Below are 17,755 nucleotides of genomic sequence, written 5' to 3' on the forward strand. Positions count from 1 at the left end.
AATAGGCTGCGAACAGACTTCTCCGAACGGACCTTCGGTCCCGACGACTTGGAGCTGACGTGCACCGCAGAATCATCGCCCCGGGCGCTCTCGCCGCGGCCTCCCTGCTGCTGGCGATCCCGGCATCGGCCGCGAGCTACTCCCCCGGCGCGCCGGGCATCGGCGACCCCTACTACCCGAACTACGGCAACGGCGGCTACGACGTCTCGCACTACGACCTGAGGCTGCAGTACCAGCCGACGACGGACGAGTTGCAGGGCACCGCGACGATCCTGGCGAAGACCACCCAGGATCTGTCCAGCTTCGACCTGGACTTCCTGCTGGACGTCAGCGAGGTGCGGGTCAACGGCAGCCAGGCCGGCTTCACGCACACCGGTGAGCACGAGCTGGTCGTCACACCGAAGAAGCCGCTGGCCAAGGGCACGCAGCTGACGGTGGTGGTCCGCTATCGCGGGGTGCCGTCCACGAAGAGCGCGTACGGCTTCACCGCCTGGCACCGCACACCGGACGGGGCGGTCGCGGCCGACGAGCCCGAGGCCGCGTGGTGGTGGTTCCCGAGCAACGACCACCCGAGCGACAAGGCGACCTACGACGTGTCCGTGGCGGTGCCCGACGGCACCCAGGCCATCTCCAACGGCACGCTCCAGTCGACGAGTTCGAAGCTGGGCTGGACCCGTTACGGCTGGCGGCAGGACAAGCCGCAGGCGACCTATCTGGCCACGCTGGCGCTCGGGAAGTTCGACATCACGACCGGCACCTCCGACGGGGGCGTCCCGGTCGTCAACGCCTACAGCAAGGACCTCGGGGACAACGACGGGGCGGCGCGGGCGAGCGTGGAGCGCACCGGGGAGATCGTGGACTGGCTGAGCGGCTACTTCGGGCCGTATCCGTTCAGCTCGGCCGGCGGGTACGTGCCGAACACCACCACCGGGTACGCCCTGGAGACGCAGACGCGGGTCTACTACAGCCCGAAGCAGTTCGCGAGCGGCTCCAACACGTCGGTGGTCGTGCACGAGCTGGCGCACCAGTGGTACGGCGACGACGTGTCGCTCAAGCGCTGGAAGGACATCTGGATCAACGAGGGCTTCGCGCGGTACGCGCAGTGGCTGTGGTCGGAGCACGAGGGCGAGGGCACGGCCCAGGAGCTGGCCGACTACGTGTACGCCTCGCATCCGGCCGACGACGCGTTCTGGACGGTGGCGCCCGGTGACCCGGGGGCGGACCACCAGTTCGACGCGGCCGTGTACGACCGGGGGGCGGTGGCGATCCAGGCGCTGCGCGATGAGATCGGCGACGACGCGTTCTTCGCGATCCTGAAGGGCTGGCCGAAGAAGCACGCGTACGGCAACGCCTCGGTGGCCGATTTCCAGAAGTACGCCGAGCAGGTCTCCGGCAAGCCGCTGGCGGCCCTGTTCGACACCTGGCTGTTCCAGCCCGTGAAGCCGGCGGCCTCGGCCGCCGCCCGGTCCCTGGTGAAGAGCCCGGCCAAGGCCGTGGCCCAGCCGAGGTCCTGGAAGAAGATCGAGGCGACGAACTCCGTCCACGGCGAGTAGTCCCTCCGGGGGCTCGGCCGGCCGGCGGTCGCCGCGTCCCCCGGGCCTCCGTCGGCCCCGTCACCGTGTCGCGCACCGCCCGGTGGGCTCGCCCCGCGTGGCGTCCACAGGACGTCCGTGGCCGGTCGCGCAGTTCCCCGCGCCCCTTCGGGCGCGGGTCCGTGCCGCACGCCGGAAACCACTGGTGGCGTCACCCCGGGCCGAGACGGTCTCGGGGGTGACGCCACCCTGCGCATGCCACCGGCGGTGCCGGCGGGGCGCTACTTCCGCAGCTCGGAGGGGTTCCGGCTGGTGTCGGCGGCGACCCGGCGGCGGACGCCGTACCAGCCGGCGACGAGCATGACGGCGATCACCGGGATCAGGAGGAGGGTCTTGCGGCCCACCTCGTGGTCGTTCCACATCATGCCGAGGCAGACCAGCAGGAAGACGATCGTGGTGATCTCGGTGACGGGGCTGAACTTCAGCTGGAAGTGGGGGCGGGTCACCAGGCCCTCGCGGGCGCGGCGGACGAAGATCAGGTGGCAGACCATGATGATCACCCAGGTGCTGATGATGCCGAGGGAGGCGACGTTCAGCACGATCTCGAAGGCCTGGCTCGGCACCAGGTAGTTCAGGACGACGCCGAGCACGCAGACGCCGCAGGTCAGCAGGATGCCGCCGTAGGGCACCTGGCTGCGGTTCATGCGGGCGGTGAACTTCGGCGCCGAGCCGGCCGTGGCCATCGAGCGCAGGATGCGGCCGGTGGAGTACAGGCCGGAGTTCAGCGAGGACATCGCCGCGGTCAGCACGACGAGGTTCATCACGTCGCCGGCCGCCGGCACGCCGATCTTGGACAGGACCGTGACGAACGGGCTCTGGTCGGCGGAGTACACCGAGCCCGGAAGCAGCAGCGCGAGCAGCACCACGGAGCCGACGTAGAAGATGGCGACCCGCCACATGATCGAGTTCACCGCGCGCGGGACGACCTTCTCCGGCTCGGCGGTCTCACCGGCGGCGACGCCGACCAGCTCCAGGGCGGCGTAGGCGAAGATCACGCCCTGCATGACGAGGACGACCGGCATCATGCCGTGCGGGAAGATGCCGCCGTGGTCGCTGATGACGCTCAGGCCCGGCTTGGTGCCGTCGACGTCGTGCTGGGTGGCCAGCAGGAAGATGCCGATCAGCATGAAGCCGACCAGGGTGGCGACCTTGATGATCGCGAACCAGAACTCCATCTCGCCGAAGATCTTCACCGAGATCAGGTTCACGGCGAGGACCACCGCGAGGGCGATCAGCGCCAGCACCCACTGCGGGATGGAGGTGAAGAAACTCCAGTAGTGCGTGTAGAGCGCGATCGCGGTGATGTCGGCGATACCGGTGGTCGACCAGTTCAGGAAGTACATCCAGCCGGCGACGTAGGCGCCCTTCTCGCCGAGGAACTCGCGCGCGTAGCTGACGAACGAGCCGGAGGAGGGTCTGTACAGGACCAGCTCGCCGAGGGCGCGGACCACGAAGAAGGCGAAGACGCCGCAGACGAGGTAGGCCAGGGCCAGGGCCGGTCCCGCGTTGTGCAGACGGCCGCCGGCGCCCAGGAAGAGGCCGGTGCCGATGGCCCCGCCGATGGCGATCATGTTGACGTGGCGGGCCTTGAGGTCCTTGCTGTAGCCGGCGTCGCCCGCGTCCGCGGGTGTCGCGGGCGCCTCGGGGGCGACCGCCTGTGCCGATTCCACGGCGTCCTTGCTCACGGGTGGTTTCACTTCCTGGTGCGCCCGGGCCTCGGGGGTCCGGGGGACGTGCAGGTCATGGCCCGCACCACCCAGTCGAGTCGCGGTACAGACCAAGGCAGCAGCTTCCCAGATGGATCGCCGGATACACGGTGGTCCACGTCACAGAGCGTTGCTTCTCACACGATCCACTCAGCGTCCACCCGATGTACATCAGTGGTGTCACAGCAGAGGTGGGACAGCGATACTGCTGCACATGACGACCGATGCCGAGGAGCCGACCCTCACCGTCGACGAGCTGGCCGCCCGGGCGGGCGTCACGGTCCGCACCGTGCGCTTCTACGGCGGCAAGGGCCTGCTGCCGCCGCCGGTGATCGGTGCCCGCCGGGTCGGACACTACGGCCCGGAGCACGTGGCGCGGCTGGCGCTGATCGAGGAGTTGCAGCGGCAGGGCATGACGCTGGCGGCCATCGAGCGCTATCTGCACCAGCTGCCGGCCGGCCTCACCGCGCACGAGCTGGCCATCCACCGCGCCGTCGTGGCGTCCTGGGCGCCGGACGCGGTGGAGACGGTGCCGCGCCGGGAGCTGGAGCGGCGGGCGGGCCGGCCGCTGTCCGCCGGGGACCTGGAGCGGCTGGCGGCGATGAACGTCGTCACGGCGGACGAGGGGGGCGACGGGGGCGCCTTCCGGGTGGACGCCGGGCTGCTCCGGCTCGGCGTCCAGCTGCTCGACGTACCGCTGTCGCAGGAGGTGATCCTGGCGGCGCGCGAGGTGCTCATGGAGCACTCGCGCGCCGCGGCCCGCGAGCTGTCCCGGCTCTTCCGCGGCGAGGTCGCGGAGCGTGCCGCCCAGGACGTGCGGTCGCTGTCGGCCCATATGCACCCGCTGGTGGTGCAGGCCCTGCTGACCACGTTCCAGCGCTCGCTGCGGGAGGAGCTGGGCGAGTGGCTGGGCGGGTCAGGGACGGACTGAGTCGGTGAACCGCTCCCCCTTCTCCGCCTTCTCGACCAGCAGCGCGGGCGGGGTGAAGCGCTCGCCGTAGCGCTCGGCGAGTTCCCGGGCGCGGGCCACGAAGCCGGGCAGGCCGCCGTCGTAGCCGTTGACGTACTGGAGCACGCCGCCGGTCCAGCCGGGGAAGCCGATGCCGAGGATCGAGCCGATGTTGGCGTCGGCGACGGAGGTCAGCACCCCCTCCTCCAGCAGGCGCACGGTGTCGAGCGCCTCGGCGAAGAGCATGCGCTCCCGCATGTCCCGGAACGGGATCTCGTGGCCGGCCCGGGTGAAGTGCTCGCGCAGCCCCGGCCAGAGTCCGGCGCGCTTGCCGTCCTCGGTGTAGTCGTAGAAGCCGGCGCCGCCGCTGCGGCCGGTGCGGCCGAACTCGTCGACCAGGCGGTCGATGACGGCGTCGGCGGGGTGCGCGGTCCAGGTGCCGCCGGCTTCCTCCACGGCCCGCCGGGTCTCCTCGCGGATCTTGCGCGGCAGGGTGAGCGTCAGCTCGTCCATCAGGGAGAGCACCTTGGCCGGGTAGCCGGCCTGGGCGGCGGCCTGTTCGACGGAGGCGGGCTCGACGCCCTCGCCGACCATGGCGACGCCCTCGTTGATGAACTGGCCGATCACCCGGGAGGTGAAGAAGCCGCGCGAGTCGTTGACGACGATCGGCGTCTTGTTGATCTGCCGGACCAGGTCGAAGGCGCGCGCGAGGGCCTCCTCGCCGGTGCGCTCGCCCTTGATGATCTCGACCAGCGGCATCTTGTCGACGGGCGAGAAGAAGTGCAGCCCGATGAAGTCGCCCTGGCGCTGCACGCCCTCGGCGAGCGCGGTGATGGGCAGCGTGGAGGTGTTGGAGCACAGCAGCGCGTCGGGCGCGACGACCGACTCGATCTCCTGGAACACCTTGTGCTTGAGCGCGGTGTTTTCGAAGACGGCCTCGATGACCGCGTCGCAGCCGGCCAAGTCGGCCGCCTCGGCGCTGGGCGTGATGCGGGCGAGCAGCGCGTCGGCCTTCTCCTGGCTGGTACGGCCCTTGGCGACGGCCTTGGCGCACAGCTTCTCGGAGTAGCCCTTGCCCTTGACGGCCGCCTCCAGGGAGACGTCCTTGAGGACGACCTCGATGCCGGCGCGGGCGCAGGAGTAGGCGATGCCGGCGCCCATCATGCCGGCGCCGAGGACGGCGACCTTGCGGACCTGGCGGGGCTCGATGCCCTGGGGGCGGTTGGCGCCGGAGTTGACGGCCTGGAGGTCGAAGAAGAACGCCTGGATCATGTTCTTCGAGGTCTGCCCGGCGGCCAGCTCCACGAAGTAGCGGGCCTCGATGACCTGGGCGGTCTCGAAGTCGACCTGGGAGCCCTCGACGGCGGCGGCGAGGATGTTGCGGGGCGCCGGGTAGGGGGCGCCGTTGGTCTGCTTGCGCAGGTTGGCCGGGAAGGCGGGCAGGTTGGCGGCGAACTTCGGGTGGGCCGGGGTGCCGCCGGGGATGCGGTAGCCGGGCACGTCCCAGGGCTGGCGCGACTCGGGGTGGGCGTCGATGTAGGCGCGGGCCTTGGCGAGCAGGTCCTCCGGTGTGCCGGCGACCTCGTGGACGAGGCCGTTCTCCTGGGCGCGCCGGGCGTTGTACTGCTGTCCCTGGAGCAGCACCTTCAGCAGGGCGTCCGCGATGCCCAGCAGCCGTACGGTGCGCACGACTCCGCCGCCGCCCGGGAGCAGGCCGAGGGTGACCTCGGGGCAGCCGACGCGGGTGCCGGGGGTGTCGAGGGCGACGCGGTGGTGGCAGGCGAGGGCGAGTTCGAAGCCGCCGCCGAGGGCGGCGCCGTTGATCGCGGCGACGACCGGCTTGCCGAGGGTCTCGATGCGGCGCAGGTCGCGCTTGATGGCGAGGCCGCCCTCGAACAGCTCCCGCGCGGTCTCGGGGGTGACGCGGATCAGGTCGCGCAGGTCGCCGCCGGCGAAGAAGGTCTTCTTGGCGGAGGTGAGGATGATGCCGCGGATGGCGTCCTTCTCGGCCTCCAGGCGGTCGGTGACCGCGGCCAGGGAGGCGCGGAACGCCTGGTTCATGGTGTTCGCGGACTGGTCCGGGTCGTCCAGGACGAGGGTGACGACACCGGTGTCGTCCTGCTCCCAGCGGATCGTGGTGCTCTCGGTCATGACAGTCGTCTCCGTTGAAGTCGCTCGGTACCGCGGGGAGTTCAGACGCGCTCGATGATGGTGGCGATGCCCATGCCGCCGCCGACGCACAGGGTGGCGAGGCCGTAGCGCTTGTCCTGGCGCTCCAGTTCGTCCACCAGGGTGCCGAGGATCATGGCGCCGGTCGCGCCGAGCGGGTGGCCGAGGGCGATGGCGCCGCCGTTGACGTTGATCTTGTCCAGGGACAGGCCCATGTCCCTGGCGAAGCGGAGCACGACGGCGGCGAACGCCTCGTTGATCTCGACCAGGTCGATGTCGTCGATGGTGAGGCCGGCCTTGGCGAGGGCCTTGCGGGTGGCGGGGGCGGGGCCGGTGAGCATGATGGTGGGCTCGGAGCCGGAGACGGCGGCGGAGACGATCCGCGCGCGCGGGGTGAGGCCGTGCCGCTCGCCGACCTCCCGGGAGCCGATCGCGACGAGCGAGGCGCCGTCCACGATGCCGGAGGAGTTGCCCGCGTGGTGGACGTGGTCGATCTTCTCCACCCAGTGGTACTTCTGGAGCGCCACGGCGTCGAAGCCGCCCAGTTCGCCGATGTCCGCGAAGGAGGGCTTGAGCCGGGCCAGGGAGTCGGCGGTGGTGCCGGGGCGCGGGTGCTCGTCGTGGTCGAGGACGACCAGGCCGGCGCGGTCCTTCACCGGGACCACGGAGCGCGCGAAGCGGCCCTCCTTCCAGGCGGTGGCGGCGCGCTCCTGGGACAGGGCCGCGTACTCGTCCACGTCCCGGCGGGTGAAGCCCTCGATGGTGGCGATGAGGTCGGCGCCGATGCCCTGCGGCACGAAGTCGGTCGCCAGGTTGGTCATCGGGTCGTTGAACCAGGCGCCGCCGTCGGAGGCCATCGGGACGCGGGACATGGACTCGACGCCGCCCGCGAGGACGAGGTCCTCCCAGCCCGAGCGGATCTTGGCGGCGGCCAGGTTGACGGCCTCCAGGCCCGAGGCGCAGAAGCGGTTCTCCTGGACGCCCGCGACCGTGTCCGGCAGTCCGGCGGCGATCGCGGCGATCCGGGCGATGTCGGAGCCCTGGTCGCCGACCGGTCCGACGACGCCGAGCACGATGTCGTCGACGGCGGCCGGGTCGAGGCCGGGGAAGCGGGCGCGGATCTCGTGGATGAGGCCGACGACCAGGTCGACGGGCTTCGTGCCGTGCAGGGCGCCGTCGGCCTTGCCGCGGCCGCGCGGGGTGCGGATCGCGTCGTACACGTACGCTTCGGTGCTCACTGGGGTGCCTTTCGGGAGGGTCGGGCCGGGCAGGGGCCGGGTCAGTCGCCGTCGGCGGCCGGGGCGTGGTCCGCGGGTGCGGGCAGGCCCCAGTCCCGGGTCACCGCCTCGGTGTCCGCGCCGGGCAGGGCGGGGCCGGTGCGGATCGTGGTGGGGGTGGCGGAGAAGCGGGGGGCGGGGGCGGGCTGGGTGATGCCGCCGTGGTCGGTGAAGGTGCCGCGGGCGGCCAGGTGCGGGTGGTGCGGGGCCTCGCGCAGGGACAGCACGGGGGCCACGCACGCGTCGGAGTCCGCGAAGACGGCCGTCCACTCCTCGCGGGTACGGGCCTTGAAGCGGGCGGTGACCCGCTCGCGCACCTCGCCCCAGCGGGACCAGTCGGCGTGGGCCGGTGCCAGCTCCGGCAGGCCGAGCAGGTCCAGGAACTCCTCGTAGAACCGGTACTCCAGGGCGCCGACCGCCATGTGGCCGCCGTCGGCGGTCTCGTAGGTGCCGTAGTAGGGGCAGCCGCCGTCGAGGAGGTTGGCGGCGCGCCGGTCCTGCCAGGCGCCGGCGGCCAGCATGCCGTGGATCATCGCCGAGAGGTGGGCGGTGCCGTCCACGATGGCGGCGTCGACCACCTGGCCGGTGCCGGTGGCGCGCGCGTGGTGCAGGGCGGCCAGGACGCCGACGGCCAGGTAGAGGGAGCCGCCCGCGTAGTCGCCGAGGAGGTTGGCGGGCGGGGGCGGGGGCTCGCCGGGGCGGCCGATCATGCCGAGGGTGCCGGTGAGCGCGAGGTAGGTGGCGTCGTGGCCGGCGCGCGGGGCGAGCGGGCCGTGCTGGCCCCAGCCGGTCATCCGGCCGTACACCAGGCGGGGGTTGCGGGCGTGGCAGTCGGCGGGGCCGATGCCGAGGCGCTCGGCGACGCCGGGGCGGTAGCCCTCGATCAGGACGTCGGCGCGCTCGGCGAGGTCGAGGACGCGGGCGGGGCCGCCCTCGGCCTTGAGGTCGACGACGACCGAGCGCTTGTTGCGGTTGGTGACGTCGGACGCCGGGTCGATGCCCAGTCCCGGGCCGCCGGGCCGGTCCACCCGGACCACGTCGGCGCCGAGGTCGGCCAGGAGCATGGCGGCGAACGGGCCGGGCCCGATGCCGGCCAGCTCCAGCACGCGCACGCCGGAGAGCGGGCCGCTGCCCGGCGTCGTCGGCGTCCCTGCCGTCGTCATGCCTCAAGCCCCCAAGCGCGTATGACACAACTGATGTAACACCGGTGATGCTAGGAACACGTTCCACCGGACACAAGACCTGAACGAGCAAGCGCTTAGCCAAGTGCCCGGATCGCCCGGCGGAGGGTGCGCCTTTCACGCTAGCCTCGGCCGGCGACAACGGCGCGGGCTGCACGACCGGCCGCACGACGGCTGCACGGCCAAGGGGTGTCATGAGCAGGCAAGGGGTGTCATGAGCAGGCTGAAAACGACCGCTCGTCCGACCGACCGTCCGTACGACCTCGTGCTCTTCGGCGCGACCGGCTTCGTCGGGGCGCTCACCGCCGCGTACCTGGCCGCGCACGCGCCGAGGGAGCTGCGCTGGGCGGTCGCCGGCCGCGACCGGGCGAAGCTGGAGCGGTTGCGCGAACGGCTGCCGGGCGGCGCGGACATCGGCGTGCTGCGGGCCGACGTGGCCGAACCCGCCTCGCTGCGCGCCCTCGCCGGGCAGGCGCGCGTGCTGGCCACGACCGTGGGCCCGTACGTGCTGTACGGCGAGGAGCTGGTCGCCGCCTGCGCCGACAGCGGCACCGACTACCTGGACCTGACCGGGGAGCCGGAGTTCGTGGACCTGATGTACGTCCGGCACGACACGCGCGCGCGGGAGACCGGCGCCCGCCTGGTGCACGCGTGCGGCTTCGACTCCGTACCGCACGACCTGGGCGTCCACTTCACGGTCGGGCAGCTCCCCGAGGGTGTGCCGCTCACCGTCGACGGGTTCGTCAGCGTCGACGCGGCCTTCTCCGGCGGCACCTTCGCCTCCGCCCTCAACCAGGCGGCGCGCGGCCGGCGGATGCTGGCGGCGGCGCGCGAGCGGGCCCGGCACGAGCCGCGCATGGTGGGACGCCGGGTGTCCGCACCGGCCGGTACGCCCCGCTTCGCCGGGGAGGTCGGCGCGTGGGCGCTGCCGCTGCCGACCATCGACCCGCGGGTCGTGAGCCGCTCGGCGCGGGCACTGGAGCGCTACGGCCCCGACTTCCGCTACCGCCACTACGCCGCCGTACGGCATCTCCCGGTGGCCGTCGGCGGAGCGGCCGCCGTCGGCGCGGTGCTCGCCGCGGCCCAGCTGCCGCCCGTCCGGCGCCGGTTGTCGGACCTGCTCAAGCCCGGGGACGGGCCCAGCGCGGAGAAGCGGGCGCGGAGCCGGTTCGCGGTGCGCTTCGTCGGCGAGGGCGGCGGACGGCGGGTGTTCACGGAGGTCTCGGGCGGCGACCCGGGCTATGACGAGACGGCGAAGATGTTCGCCGAGGCGGCCCTCGCGCTCGCCCTGGACGACCTGCCGCCGACGGCCGGCCAGGTCACCACGGCACAGGCGATGGGCGACGCCCTGACCGGGCGGCTGCGCGCGGCCGGCATCGGCTTCCGGGTGGCGGCGGCCCGCTGAGCACGGTGGCCGGATCCGGCGCCCCCGCGCGCACGGGGTGGGACGATGGCCGACCTTTCAGGCAGGGACCCGAGGAGGCGGCGCAGACGTGAAGTTCGTGCTCGAAGTGACCGTGGACGACGGCGCGGTGGCGCGGGACCGGGTGGGAGAGCTGGAGCGCATCCTGCGCTACTGGGGCGGCAATCTGCGCCACTACGAGCTGGCGCCCGGCGACGGTTCGGCCGTGTACGACTCGGCGTATCAGGAGGTGGGCGCCTGGCGCGTGGAGGAGTCCGGCGAAGGGTCCGTCGAGGAGTCCTGACCCGGCCCTGCGAACTGCCCCTGTGCCGCCTCCCGCAGGGCCCGGCGGCACAGGGCGTCGGCCCGGCGGGTGGTCTCCGGGAGCCGGTGGCGCGGGGTGAGCGCCAGGGTGTGCGCGAGGGCGTTGTCCAGGCTCACCCGGTGGCCGACCGAGACGTACACCGGTCTGGTCCCGTCCCGCGTGCGCAGCGCCCGTCCCACCTCCTCGCCGCCCGCGCGCAGCGGCGCGGAGGTGCCCCGCGCGCGGGGCGGGTCGTCGTGGGTGAAGGTGAACGGGTTCTTGGCGACGCCGATGCTCGGCAGGCCGGTGAGGACGCCGAGGTGGCTCGCGAGGCCGAAGCGGCGCGGGTGGGCGAGGCCGTAGCCGTCGCACACCACCAGGCCCGGCGGGCTCGGCAGCGCCTCCAGGGCGGCCAGCACGGCGGGGATCTCGCGGAACGCGAGCAGTCCGGGGACGTACGGGAAGGACACCCGGCCGACGGCCGTCGCCTCGGCGACGACGTCCAGGGTGGCGGCGTCCAGGACCACGGCCGCCGCGGCGACCAGGTCCCGCGCGTCGTCGTAGGCGACGTCGACGCCGGTCACCCGGCCCGTCCCGGGCGGCGGTCCGGGTTCGTCCAGGACCACCCGCCCGCGCAGCTCGTCCTGGACGGCGCGGGCCGCCGCCTCGGTCGCGGGCCAGCCCGCCGGTACACCGGTGATCCTCATCGTGGCCCCGACTGTACGGCCCGGCGCGGGGCCCTCGGCGCACGGGGGTAGGCTCGCGATCATGTTCGTTCTGGAGCTGACCTACACCGCCCCGCTCGACGCCGTGGACGCCCTGCTGGCGGACCACGTGGCCTGGCTGGAGGAGCAGTACGACCAGGGGATCTTCCTCGCGTCCGGGCGCAAGAACCCCCGCGACGGCGGGGTGATCATCGCCGTCGCGGCGGACCGGGCCCGGATCGAGGAGGTCATCGCCGGCGACCCCTTCACCGTCGGCGGTGTCTGCGCGTACCGGGTCGTGGAGTTCGCGGCCACGAAGGCGGTCCCGGAGCTGGCGCGGTACCGGCAGCCTTCGGCCTGAGCCGCGGGCGTCAGCCCTTCTTGCGGTCCAGGGCGCGCTGGAGCTGGTCCTTGTTCATGTGCGAGCGGCCCTCGATGCCGCGCTGCTTCGCCTCGTTGTAGAGCTGGTCGCGGGTCGGGCCCTGGGGGCCGGCCCGGTTGCCCGAGCGCTGCCCGCCGCGCTTGCTCGACGACATGTCCTGGAGCGAGCTGCGGCTGGCGGTCTCGGACTCGCCGGAGCGGGCGCGTTCCTTGTTCACCGTCCGCGCGGCGATCTCCTTGGCGCGGCCGGCGCTCTCGCCCCGGTCCTGAGCGCTCTCCTTGATGTGCTCGTACTGGCGTTCGCGCTTGGGGCTGGAACCGGCAGTCATGATCGCTCCCTTCCTCCGGCGTTCCTCTGGCGGTGGCCTTTGCGGCAGGGAACGGGTACCCGGGATCCGTCGGCTCATCTCACCGTTCCAGCCGGGCCACCCGGCCCTGTTCGCCGGCGGCCCAGCAGCCGAGGTCGGGGGTGCAGTCGACGGTGTCGTAGGAGCCGGTGTCGATGGTCCGCCAGGTGCGTCCGCCGTCGGTGGTGAGGTCGGTGCCGGTGGGGCCGACGGCGAGGGCGGCGGTGCGGCTGTGCGGGAGCCAGGCCGCGCCGGAGCGGTAGGCGGGCGGCGGTGTGGCGGCGGGCCGCCAGGTGCGGCCCCCGTCGGCGGTGACGGCGGCGGCCTTCGGGGAGGGCTGGTCGGCACGGTAGTCGCCGCCGACGGCGATGCCGTGCGCGCGGTCGCGGAAGGCGAGCGCGAAGACGCCCTTGGCCGGGTCGCCCGCCGGTACGGGGGTCTCGGTGGCCGTCCAGGTCAGACCCCGGTCGGCGGAGTGCAGCACGCGCGCGTGGGCGCCGCCGCCGGTGGCCACCCACGCGTCCCGCGCCCCGGAGGTGACCAGGCACTGGCCGCTCGCGGCGAAGCCGGCCTCACCCGCCGACGCGGGCGGCATGCCGGCACTGGGCAGCACCCGCCAGTTCCGGCCACCGTCGGCGGTGGACAGGACGCGGAACTTCCCGTCGACCGGATCGCTCAGGGCGAGGCCGTGGCGGCGGTCGAAGAAGCCGAGGCAGTCGTAGAACGCCTTCGGGTCGGTGTTGCGGAAGGACTCGGTCCAGCTCGCGCCGCCGTCCTCGGTGCGGTAGACGCGGGAGTCCTCGCCCGCGCCGATGGCCAGCACCACGGCCCGGCGGGCGTCGAAGGCCCGCACGTCCCGGAACTCCAGCCCGGCCGCGCCCGGCGGGGAGACGTTCCGCCAGCGCGCGCCGCCGTCGGTGGTGCGCAGCACCGTGCCGCCGGTGCCGGCGAGCCAGGCGGTGCGCCGGTCGACGGCCGCGAGCCCCCGGAAGCGGACCTGCGGGGTGCCGGTGTCCTTCGGCGCCCAGTGCACACCGCCCGGTCCCGCGCCCGCCGTACCGAGCGGCCCGGCCCCGGCCGCCGGGACCGTGAGCGCGGCCAGCGCCGCCCCGCAGGCCACCCCCGCCGCCACGAGCCTGCCCGTCCGCCGCCCGGCCCGTCCCCCGCGTCGCGTGCTCCCCATGCGCCTCATGGCGGGCGAAGCTAGTCCATGCCCCGGGCGCCGTCCAGGGGGCCTTCCCGCAGGGCCCGTTCACGGGCGGGCCGATCACCGCGAGCGCAAAGATCCAGCCTCGGGCAGGCATGGAGGCGGTGACCGAGGTCACTCGTTCCTCGTGTGCACGCCTTGGCCGATTCTGTCGTCTCTTCCATTGCCGGGGTGGCACACCCGGGCGTAGTCCAGCCGTCACGAGGGAGCAAGGTGTTGTCCACCGTCATCGAGCAGCCCGTAGAGGCGCGTCTCGTCGCCGCCGCACCGCGTATGCCGAACATTCCCGCCACGCTGCGCTACGACCGGAGCGACCCCTTCGCCGTCCGCATGACCTTCCCGGCGCCCGCCACCCTTGAGGGCGTCGAGGTGTGCTGGACCTTCGCCCGCGAGCTGCTGACCGCCGGCCTGGAGGGCCCCGAGGGCCACGGTGACGTGCGCGTGCGGCCGTACGGCTACGACCGCACGGTGCTGGAGTTCCACGCCCCCGAGGGCACCGCGGTCGTGCACGTCCGCTCGGGCGAGATACGGCGGTTCCTGGCGGCGACCGGCGAGCTGGTCCCGGCCGGTCTCGAACACCTCCAGCTCGATCTGGACAACGGCCTGGCCGAATTGATGCGGGACGCCTGCTGACGGAACGGCCGGTTCAGAAGAGGGCGTTCAGCTCCCCGTAGTCGTACCCGTCGGCCAGCGCCCCGTACGTCCCCCGCTCCAGCAGTTCCCGGGCCGCGCGGCGCGCCAGGGCGTGGGCGGCCTGGGCGAGGGCGGAGCCGGCGCTGACCCGGGCCACGCCGAGCGCGGCCAGTTCGGCGACGGACGGCGCGCCGGGGCCCACCAGCACGTTGAGCGGGCCGTCGACGCCCGCGACGAGCGCCTTGACCGTGGCCGGATCGGTCACCCCGGGCACGAAGATCCCGTCGGCACCCGCCGCGCGGAAGGCCGCCGCCCGCTCCAGGGTGAGGTCCACTCCCCCGGCGCCGCGCAGGAACGTGTCGACGCGCGCGTTGACGAACAGCGGCACACCGGCCCGGTCGGCCGCCGCGCGGGCGGCGGCGATCCGCTCCGCCTGCTCGGCGACGGGCCGCAGCGGCTCAGCGTCCGACCGGTGTTGGGCGTCCTCGATGTTGACGCCGACCGCGCCCGCGGCCAGCACCGCCCGGACCGTGTCCGCGACCCCGGCGGGGTCCTCGGCGTACCCGGCCTCGATGTCCGCGCTGACCGGGACCCGCACGGCGGCGGCGATCCGGGCCACGGCGGCGAGGGCGCCCTCCCGGTCCAGGCGGTCACCGTCGGCGGCGCCGAGCGCCCAGGCGAGTCCGGCGCTGGTGGTGGCGACGGCCGGCGCGCCCGCCCCGGCGACGACGGCGGCGCTGCCCGCGTCCCAGGCGTTGGGCAGGACGAGCGGGTCGCCGGGCACGTGCAGGGCCCGGAAGGCGAGGGCGGACGCGTGCAGGGGGTGTGGTGTGGTCATGGACCGAGCCAAGCATCCGGCGCCCGTCGCACGCTGGCGGGAATCCGACATCAGCGTCGCCGCGATGAGCGCGCGTTAATCGCGTTGACACCCGCGCCGCACCCTCCCTACCGTGTTCGACGGTTCTGTTGTCGTCGATCGGAGTAGGACGTTGCTCGTCTGAGGTCCTGAGGCACCGCGTCACACCGGTGAGGTGTGCGTGGCGTACGACCTCGGCGTTCGAGCCGTCCCCCGGCACAGGCCCCTTCTCTTCGAGCGGCCCTTCTGGTGCCGGATCCCCGGTTTCTCGCCTCGCGGTGTCTCGACACGCGTTTCCCGACCGCACCCACCCCACCGCGAGGCCCTCATGTCAGCTTCCCTCAGCGCCACCTCCCTGTCCTTCTCCTGGCCCGACGGCACCACCGTGTTCGACGGACTCGACATCGCCTTCGGCCCCGGCAGAACCGGGCTCGTCGGCGTCAACGGGTCCGGAAAGTCGACCCTGTTGAAGCTGCTGGCCGGCACGCTCGTCCCGGCCGACGGCACGGTCAAGGTGGCCGGCGACGTCGGTCTCCTCCCGCAGAACGTCACGCTGGACACCGCGCTCCGCGTCGACCAGGTCCTCGGGATCGCCGAGCGGCGGGCCGCGCTGCACGCCATCGAGGCGGGCGACGCGAGCGAGCGGCACTTCGAGACCGTCGGCGACGACTGGGACGTCGAGGAGCGCGCCCTGGCCACCCTCGGCGAACTCGGCCTCGGCCACCTCGGTCTCGACCGCACCGTCGGCGAGGTGTCCGGCGGCGAGTCGGTGCTGCTGCGGCTCGCCGCGCTGCTGCTCGGCCGTCCGGACGTGCTGCTGCTGGACGAGCCCACCAACAACCTCGACCTGTACGCGCGCCGCCGGCTGTACCGGGCGGTCGCGGCCTGGCCCGGCGTGCTGGTCGTGGTCAGCCACGACCGGGAACTGCTCGACCTGGTCGACCAGATCGCGGACCTGCGCTCCGGTGAGGTCGCCTGGTACGGCGGCAACTTCTCGGCCTACGAGGCGGCGCTGGCCGTGGAGCAGGAGGCCGCCGAGCGGATGCTGCGCGTCGCCGAGGCCGATGTGCGCAAACAGCGGCGCGAACTCTCCGACGCCCACATGAAACTGGCCCGCCGCAAGCGGTACGGGCAGAAGATGTGGGACTCCAAGCGCGAGCCGAAGATCGTCATGGGGGCCCGCAAGCGGGCCGCCCAGGAGTCCGCGGGCAAGCACCGCATCCTGCACGAGGAGCGGCTCGCCGAGGCCAGGGAGCGGATGGACGAGGCGGCGGAGGCGGTACGGGACGACGACGAGATCCGCGTCGACCTGCCGTACACGGCCGTACCGCCCGGCCGGCAGGTGCTCACCCTGGAGAACCTGGTCCTGGCGCACGGCACGCGCGCCGACGGCGTCCTCGATCTGCGCGGCCCGGAGCGGATCGCGCTGGTCGGCCGCAACGGCGCGGGCAAGACCACGCTGCTGCGGACCGTCGCCGGGGAACTGGACCCGGTGTCGGGGCAGGCGTCGGCGCACGTACCGCTGCGCTTCCTGCCGCAGCGTCTGGACGTGCTGGACGACGAGCTGACGGTGGCCGAGAACGTGGCCCGGTTCGCGCCGGGCGCGACCGACAACCGGGTCCGAGCGCGGCTGGCCCGCTTCCTGTTCCGGGGTGCGCGCGCCGACCAGAAGGCGGCCACGCTGTCGGGCGGTGAACGCTTCCGGGCGGCCCTGGCCGCGCTGATGCTCGCGGAACCCGCGCCCCAGTTGCTGCTGCTCGACGAACCGACCAACAACCTCGACATGGCCAGTGTCGGCCGGCTGACCTCGGCCCTGGAGTCGTACCAGGGCGCGCTGCTCGTGGCCAGCCACGACCTGCCGTTCCTGGAGTCGGTGGGCATCACCCGCTGGCTGCTGATGGAGGGAGGGGAACTGCGGGAGATCACGGCGCGGGACATCGGCTGACCCGGCCGGTCCCGTGGGCGCGTCTCAGGACGGCCACAGGCGGCGGGCCGGGGTTTCGTCCTCGCCGGGGCGGGCTGCATGATGGCGGACCGGCGCCGTACCACCGGCGCCGCCGCGCGTCCGCACCACCACCGATGTGAAAGGCCCCTCGTGCCCAGCAAGAAGGCCCTGGTCCGCCGCCCCAGTCCCCGCCTCGCCGAAGGCCTGGTGACGCACCTGGAGCGGGAGGAGATCGACGTCGGGCTCGCCGTCGAGCAGTGGGAGGCCTACGTCGAGGCGCTGCGGGCGCACGGTTGGGAGACCGTGGAGGTCGAACCGGCCGACGACTGCCCGGACTCGGTGTTCGTGGAGGACACCGTGGTCATGTACCGGAACGTGGCGCTGATCACCCGGCCCGGCGCCGAGTCCCGGCGGCCGGAGACGGCCGGCGTCGAGGAGGCGGTGGCCCGGCTCGGCTGCTCGGTGAACTGGATATGGGAGCCGGGCACGCTGGAGGGCAGTGACGTCCTGAAGGTCGGCGACACGGTGTACGTCGGCCGGGGCGGCCGGACCAACGCGGCCGGGGTGCAGCAGGTGCGGGCCGCGTTCGAACCGCTGGGCGCCCGGGTGGTGGCCGTCCCGGTGAGCAAGGTGCTGCACCTGAAGTCGGCGGTGACCGCGCTGCCGGACGGCACGGTGATCGGGCACATCCCGAAGGTCGACCGGCCCTCGCTGTTCCCGGGCTTCCTGTCGGTGCCCGAGGAGGCGGGCGCGCACGTGGTGCTGCTGGGCGGCGGCAAGCTGCTGATGGCGGCGAGCGCCCCCAAGACGGCCGAACTGCTGACCGACCTCGGCCACGACGTCGTCACCGTGGACATCGGCGAGTTCGAGAAGCTGGAGGGATGTGTGACCTGCCTCTCGGTGCGGATGCGGGAGCTGTACGTCTGAGGGGGTGGACGTCTTCGCCGGACAGTCCCGGGACCTGCGGGTCCCCGGGCTGTCCCGCGTTCCCGTGTCCGGCGCGCCATCCTCGCTGATCAGCGCTCTTTACGACGCTCTTAACCTACGGTTTCGTAACCTACGGATTCGTAGCTTACGATCACGTAGGTTTCCCGGCACCGCT

At 73.2% G+C, this 17,755-nt stretch carries 16 protein-coding genes; 8 read left to right on the forward strand and 8 right to left on the reverse strand.

The features are described from left to right. Window positions 1-59 precede the first annotated feature (59 nt). Window positions 60-1,553, forward strand: a complete 1,494-nt coding sequence (locus NX794_RS01195) for a M1 family metallopeptidase (RefSeq protein ID WP_258776086.1) — start codon at window positions 60-62, stop codon at window positions 1,551-1,553. A gap of 260 nt (window positions 1,554-1,813) precedes the next feature. On the opposite strand, the gene NX794_RS01200 is transcribed toward NX794_RS01195, so the two are convergent. Beyond that, window positions 1,814-3,277, reverse strand: coding sequence for an amino acid permease (locus NX794_RS01200; RefSeq protein WP_258776087.1), 1,464 nt, complete (start codon window positions 3,275-3,277; stop codon window positions 1,814-1,816). Window positions 3,278-3,512: 235 nt separating this feature from the next. Here NX794_RS01200 and NX794_RS01205 point away from each other — a divergent pair, with 235 nt between their 5' ends. Beyond that, window positions 3,513-4,229: a MerR family transcriptional regulator gene (locus tag NX794_RS01205; protein WP_258776088.1), complete on the forward strand. Its 717-nt coding sequence runs from the start codon at window positions 3,513-3,515 to the stop codon at window positions 4,227-4,229. Here NX794_RS01205 and NX794_RS01210 read toward each other — a convergent pair. Genes NX794_RS01210 through NX794_RS01220 form a run of 3 tightly spaced genes read right to left on the reverse strand, consistent with a single transcriptional unit; the run spans window position 4,215 to window position 8,856 of the window. After that, on the reverse strand, window positions 4,215-6,398 hold the full coding sequence (locus NX794_RS01210; RefSeq protein WP_258776089.1) for a 3-hydroxyacyl-CoA dehydrogenase NAD-binding domain-containing protein: 2,184 nt from the start codon (window positions 6,396-6,398) through the stop codon (window positions 4,215-4,217). The two genes, NX794_RS01205 and NX794_RS01210, sit on opposite strands and share 15 nt — an antisense overlap. A 41-nt stretch (window positions 6,399-6,439) precedes the next feature. Next, window positions 6,440-7,654 carry an acetyl-CoA C-acetyltransferase gene (locus tag NX794_RS01215; RefSeq protein ID WP_258776090.1) on the reverse strand — a complete coding sequence of 405 codons (1,215 nt, stop codon included), beginning with the start codon at window positions 7,652-7,654 and terminating at the stop codon, window positions 6,440-6,442. 41 nt (window positions 7,655-7,695) lie between these two features. Further along, window positions 7,696-8,856, reverse strand: coding sequence for a CaiB/BaiF CoA transferase family protein (locus tag NX794_RS01220; protein ID WP_258776091.1), 1,161 nt, complete (start codon window positions 8,854-8,856; stop codon window positions 7,696-7,698). Between the two features lie 232 nt (window positions 8,857-9,088). On the opposite strand from NX794_RS01220, the gene NX794_RS01225 reads away from it, so the two are divergent. Then, window positions 9,089-10,279: a saccharopine dehydrogenase family protein gene (locus NX794_RS01225; RefSeq protein ID WP_258776092.1), complete on the forward strand. Its 1,191-nt coding sequence runs from the start codon at window positions 9,089-9,091 to the stop codon at window positions 10,277-10,279. A gap of 88 nt (window positions 10,280-10,367) precedes the next feature. Continuing rightward, window positions 10,368-10,580, forward strand: a complete 213-nt coding sequence (locus NX794_RS01230; protein ID WP_258776093.1) for a hypothetical protein — start codon at window positions 10,368-10,370, stop codon at window positions 10,578-10,580. Here NX794_RS01230 and NX794_RS01235 read toward each other — a convergent pair. Beyond that, the gene (locus NX794_RS01235) at window positions 10,520-11,287 is read right to left on the reverse strand and encodes an endonuclease V (protein WP_258776094.1); all 768 of its coding nucleotides are present in this window, start codon (window positions 11,285-11,287) and stop codon (window positions 10,520-10,522) included. The two genes, NX794_RS01230 and NX794_RS01235, sit on opposite strands and share 61 nt — an antisense overlap. A 61-nt stretch (window positions 11,288-11,348) precedes the next feature. Between NX794_RS01235 and NX794_RS01240 the strand changes: the two genes are divergently transcribed. After that, on the forward strand, window positions 11,349-11,645 hold the full coding sequence (locus NX794_RS01240) for a YciI family protein (protein ID WP_258776096.1): 297 nt from the start codon (window positions 11,349-11,351) through the stop codon (window positions 11,643-11,645). Between the two features lie 10 nt (window positions 11,646-11,655). Here the strand turns inward: NX794_RS01240 and NX794_RS01245 are convergent, their stop codons facing one another. Both NX794_RS01245 and NX794_RS01250 read right to left on the reverse strand, forming a co-directional pair. Further along, complete coding sequence (locus tag NX794_RS01245; RefSeq protein ID WP_258776097.1) at window positions 11,656-11,994, reverse strand: plasmid stabilization protein; 339 nt, start codon at window positions 11,992-11,994, stop codon at window positions 11,656-11,658. Window positions 11,995-12,073: 79 nt separating this feature from the next. Continuing rightward, window positions 12,074-13,204 carry a WD40/YVTN/BNR-like repeat-containing protein gene (locus NX794_RS01250; RefSeq protein ID WP_428985828.1) on the reverse strand — a complete coding sequence of 377 codons (1,131 nt, stop codon included), beginning with the start codon at window positions 13,202-13,204 and terminating at the stop codon, window positions 12,074-12,076. A gap of 231 nt (window positions 13,205-13,435) precedes the next feature. Here NX794_RS01250 and ssgD point away from each other — a divergent pair, with 231 nt between their 5' ends. Further along, a complete protein-coding gene (gene ssgD / locus NX794_RS01255) occupies window positions 13,436-13,852 on the forward strand; it encodes a spore wall synthesis regulator SsgD (RefSeq protein ID WP_258776099.1) in 417 nt (138 codons plus the stop codon). Between the two features lie 13 nt (window positions 13,853-13,865). Here the strand turns inward: ssgD and NX794_RS01260 are convergent, their stop codons facing one another. After that, window positions 13,866-14,690 carry an isocitrate lyase/PEP mutase family protein gene (locus NX794_RS01260; RefSeq protein ID WP_258776101.1) on the reverse strand — a complete coding sequence of 275 codons (825 nt, stop codon included), beginning with the start codon at window positions 14,688-14,690 and terminating at the stop codon, window positions 13,866-13,868. Window positions 14,691-15,036: 346 nt separating this feature from the next. Between NX794_RS01260 and NX794_RS01265 the strand changes: the two genes are divergently transcribed. Next, window positions 15,037-16,653, forward strand: coding sequence for an ABC-F family ATP-binding cassette domain-containing protein (locus tag NX794_RS01265; RefSeq protein WP_258776102.1), 1,617 nt, complete (start codon window positions 15,037-15,039; stop codon window positions 16,651-16,653). A gap of 150 nt (window positions 16,654-16,803) precedes the next feature. Beyond that, on the forward strand, window positions 16,804-17,580 hold the full coding sequence (gene ddaH, locus NX794_RS01270; RefSeq protein WP_258776103.1) for a dimethylargininase: 777 nt from the start codon (window positions 16,804-16,806) through the stop codon (window positions 17,578-17,580). Window positions 17,581-17,755 lie beyond the last annotated feature (175 nt).

It is taken from the genome of Streptomyces pyxinicus, assembly GCF_024753135.1.
Lineage (GTDB): Bacteria > Actinomycetota > Actinomycetes > Streptomycetales > Streptomycetaceae > Streptomyces > Streptomyces pyxinicus.

What these genes read in the sequence shown, in the direction of transcription:
- NX794_RS01205 (WP_258776088.1), top strand. Translation starts at nt 3,513, where the DNA reads ATGACGACCGATGCCGAGGAGCCGACCCTCACCGTCGACGAGCTGGCC.
- NX794_RS01210 (WP_258776089.1), bottom strand. Translation starts at nt 6,398, where the DNA reads ATGACCGAGAGCACCACGATCCGCTGGGAGCAGGACGACACCGGTGTC.
- NX794_RS01220 (WP_258776091.1), bottom strand. Translation starts at nt 8,856, where the DNA reads ATGACGACGGCAGGGACGCCGACGACGCCGGGCAGCGGCCCGCTCTCC.
- NX794_RS01225 (WP_258776092.1), top strand. Translation starts at nt 9,089, where the DNA reads ATGAGCAGGCTGAAAACGACCGCTCGTCCGACCGACCGTCCGTACGAC.
- NX794_RS01235 (WP_258776094.1), bottom strand. Translation starts at nt 11,287, where the DNA reads ATGAGGATCACCGGTGTACCGGCGGGCTGGCCCGCGACCGAGGCGGCG.
- NX794_RS01240 (WP_258776096.1), top strand. Translation starts at nt 11,349, where the DNA reads ATGTTCGTTCTGGAGCTGACCTACACCGCCCCGCTCGACGCCGTGGAC.
- NX794_RS01245 (WP_258776097.1), bottom strand. Translation starts at nt 11,994, where the DNA reads ATGACTGCCGGTTCCAGCCCCAAGCGCGAACGCCAGTACGAGCACATC.
- NX794_RS01250 (WP_428985828.1), bottom strand. Translation starts at nt 13,204, where the DNA reads ATGAGGCGCATGGGGAGCACGCGACGCGGGGGACGGGCCGGGCGGCGG.
- NX794_RS01260 (WP_258776101.1), bottom strand. Translation starts at nt 14,690, where the DNA reads ATGACCACACCACACCCCCTGCACGCGTCCGCCCTCGCCTTCCGGGCC.
- NX794_RS01265 (WP_258776102.1), top strand. Translation starts at nt 15,037, where the DNA reads ATGTCAGCTTCCCTCAGCGCCACCTCCCTGTCCTTCTCCTGGCCCGAC.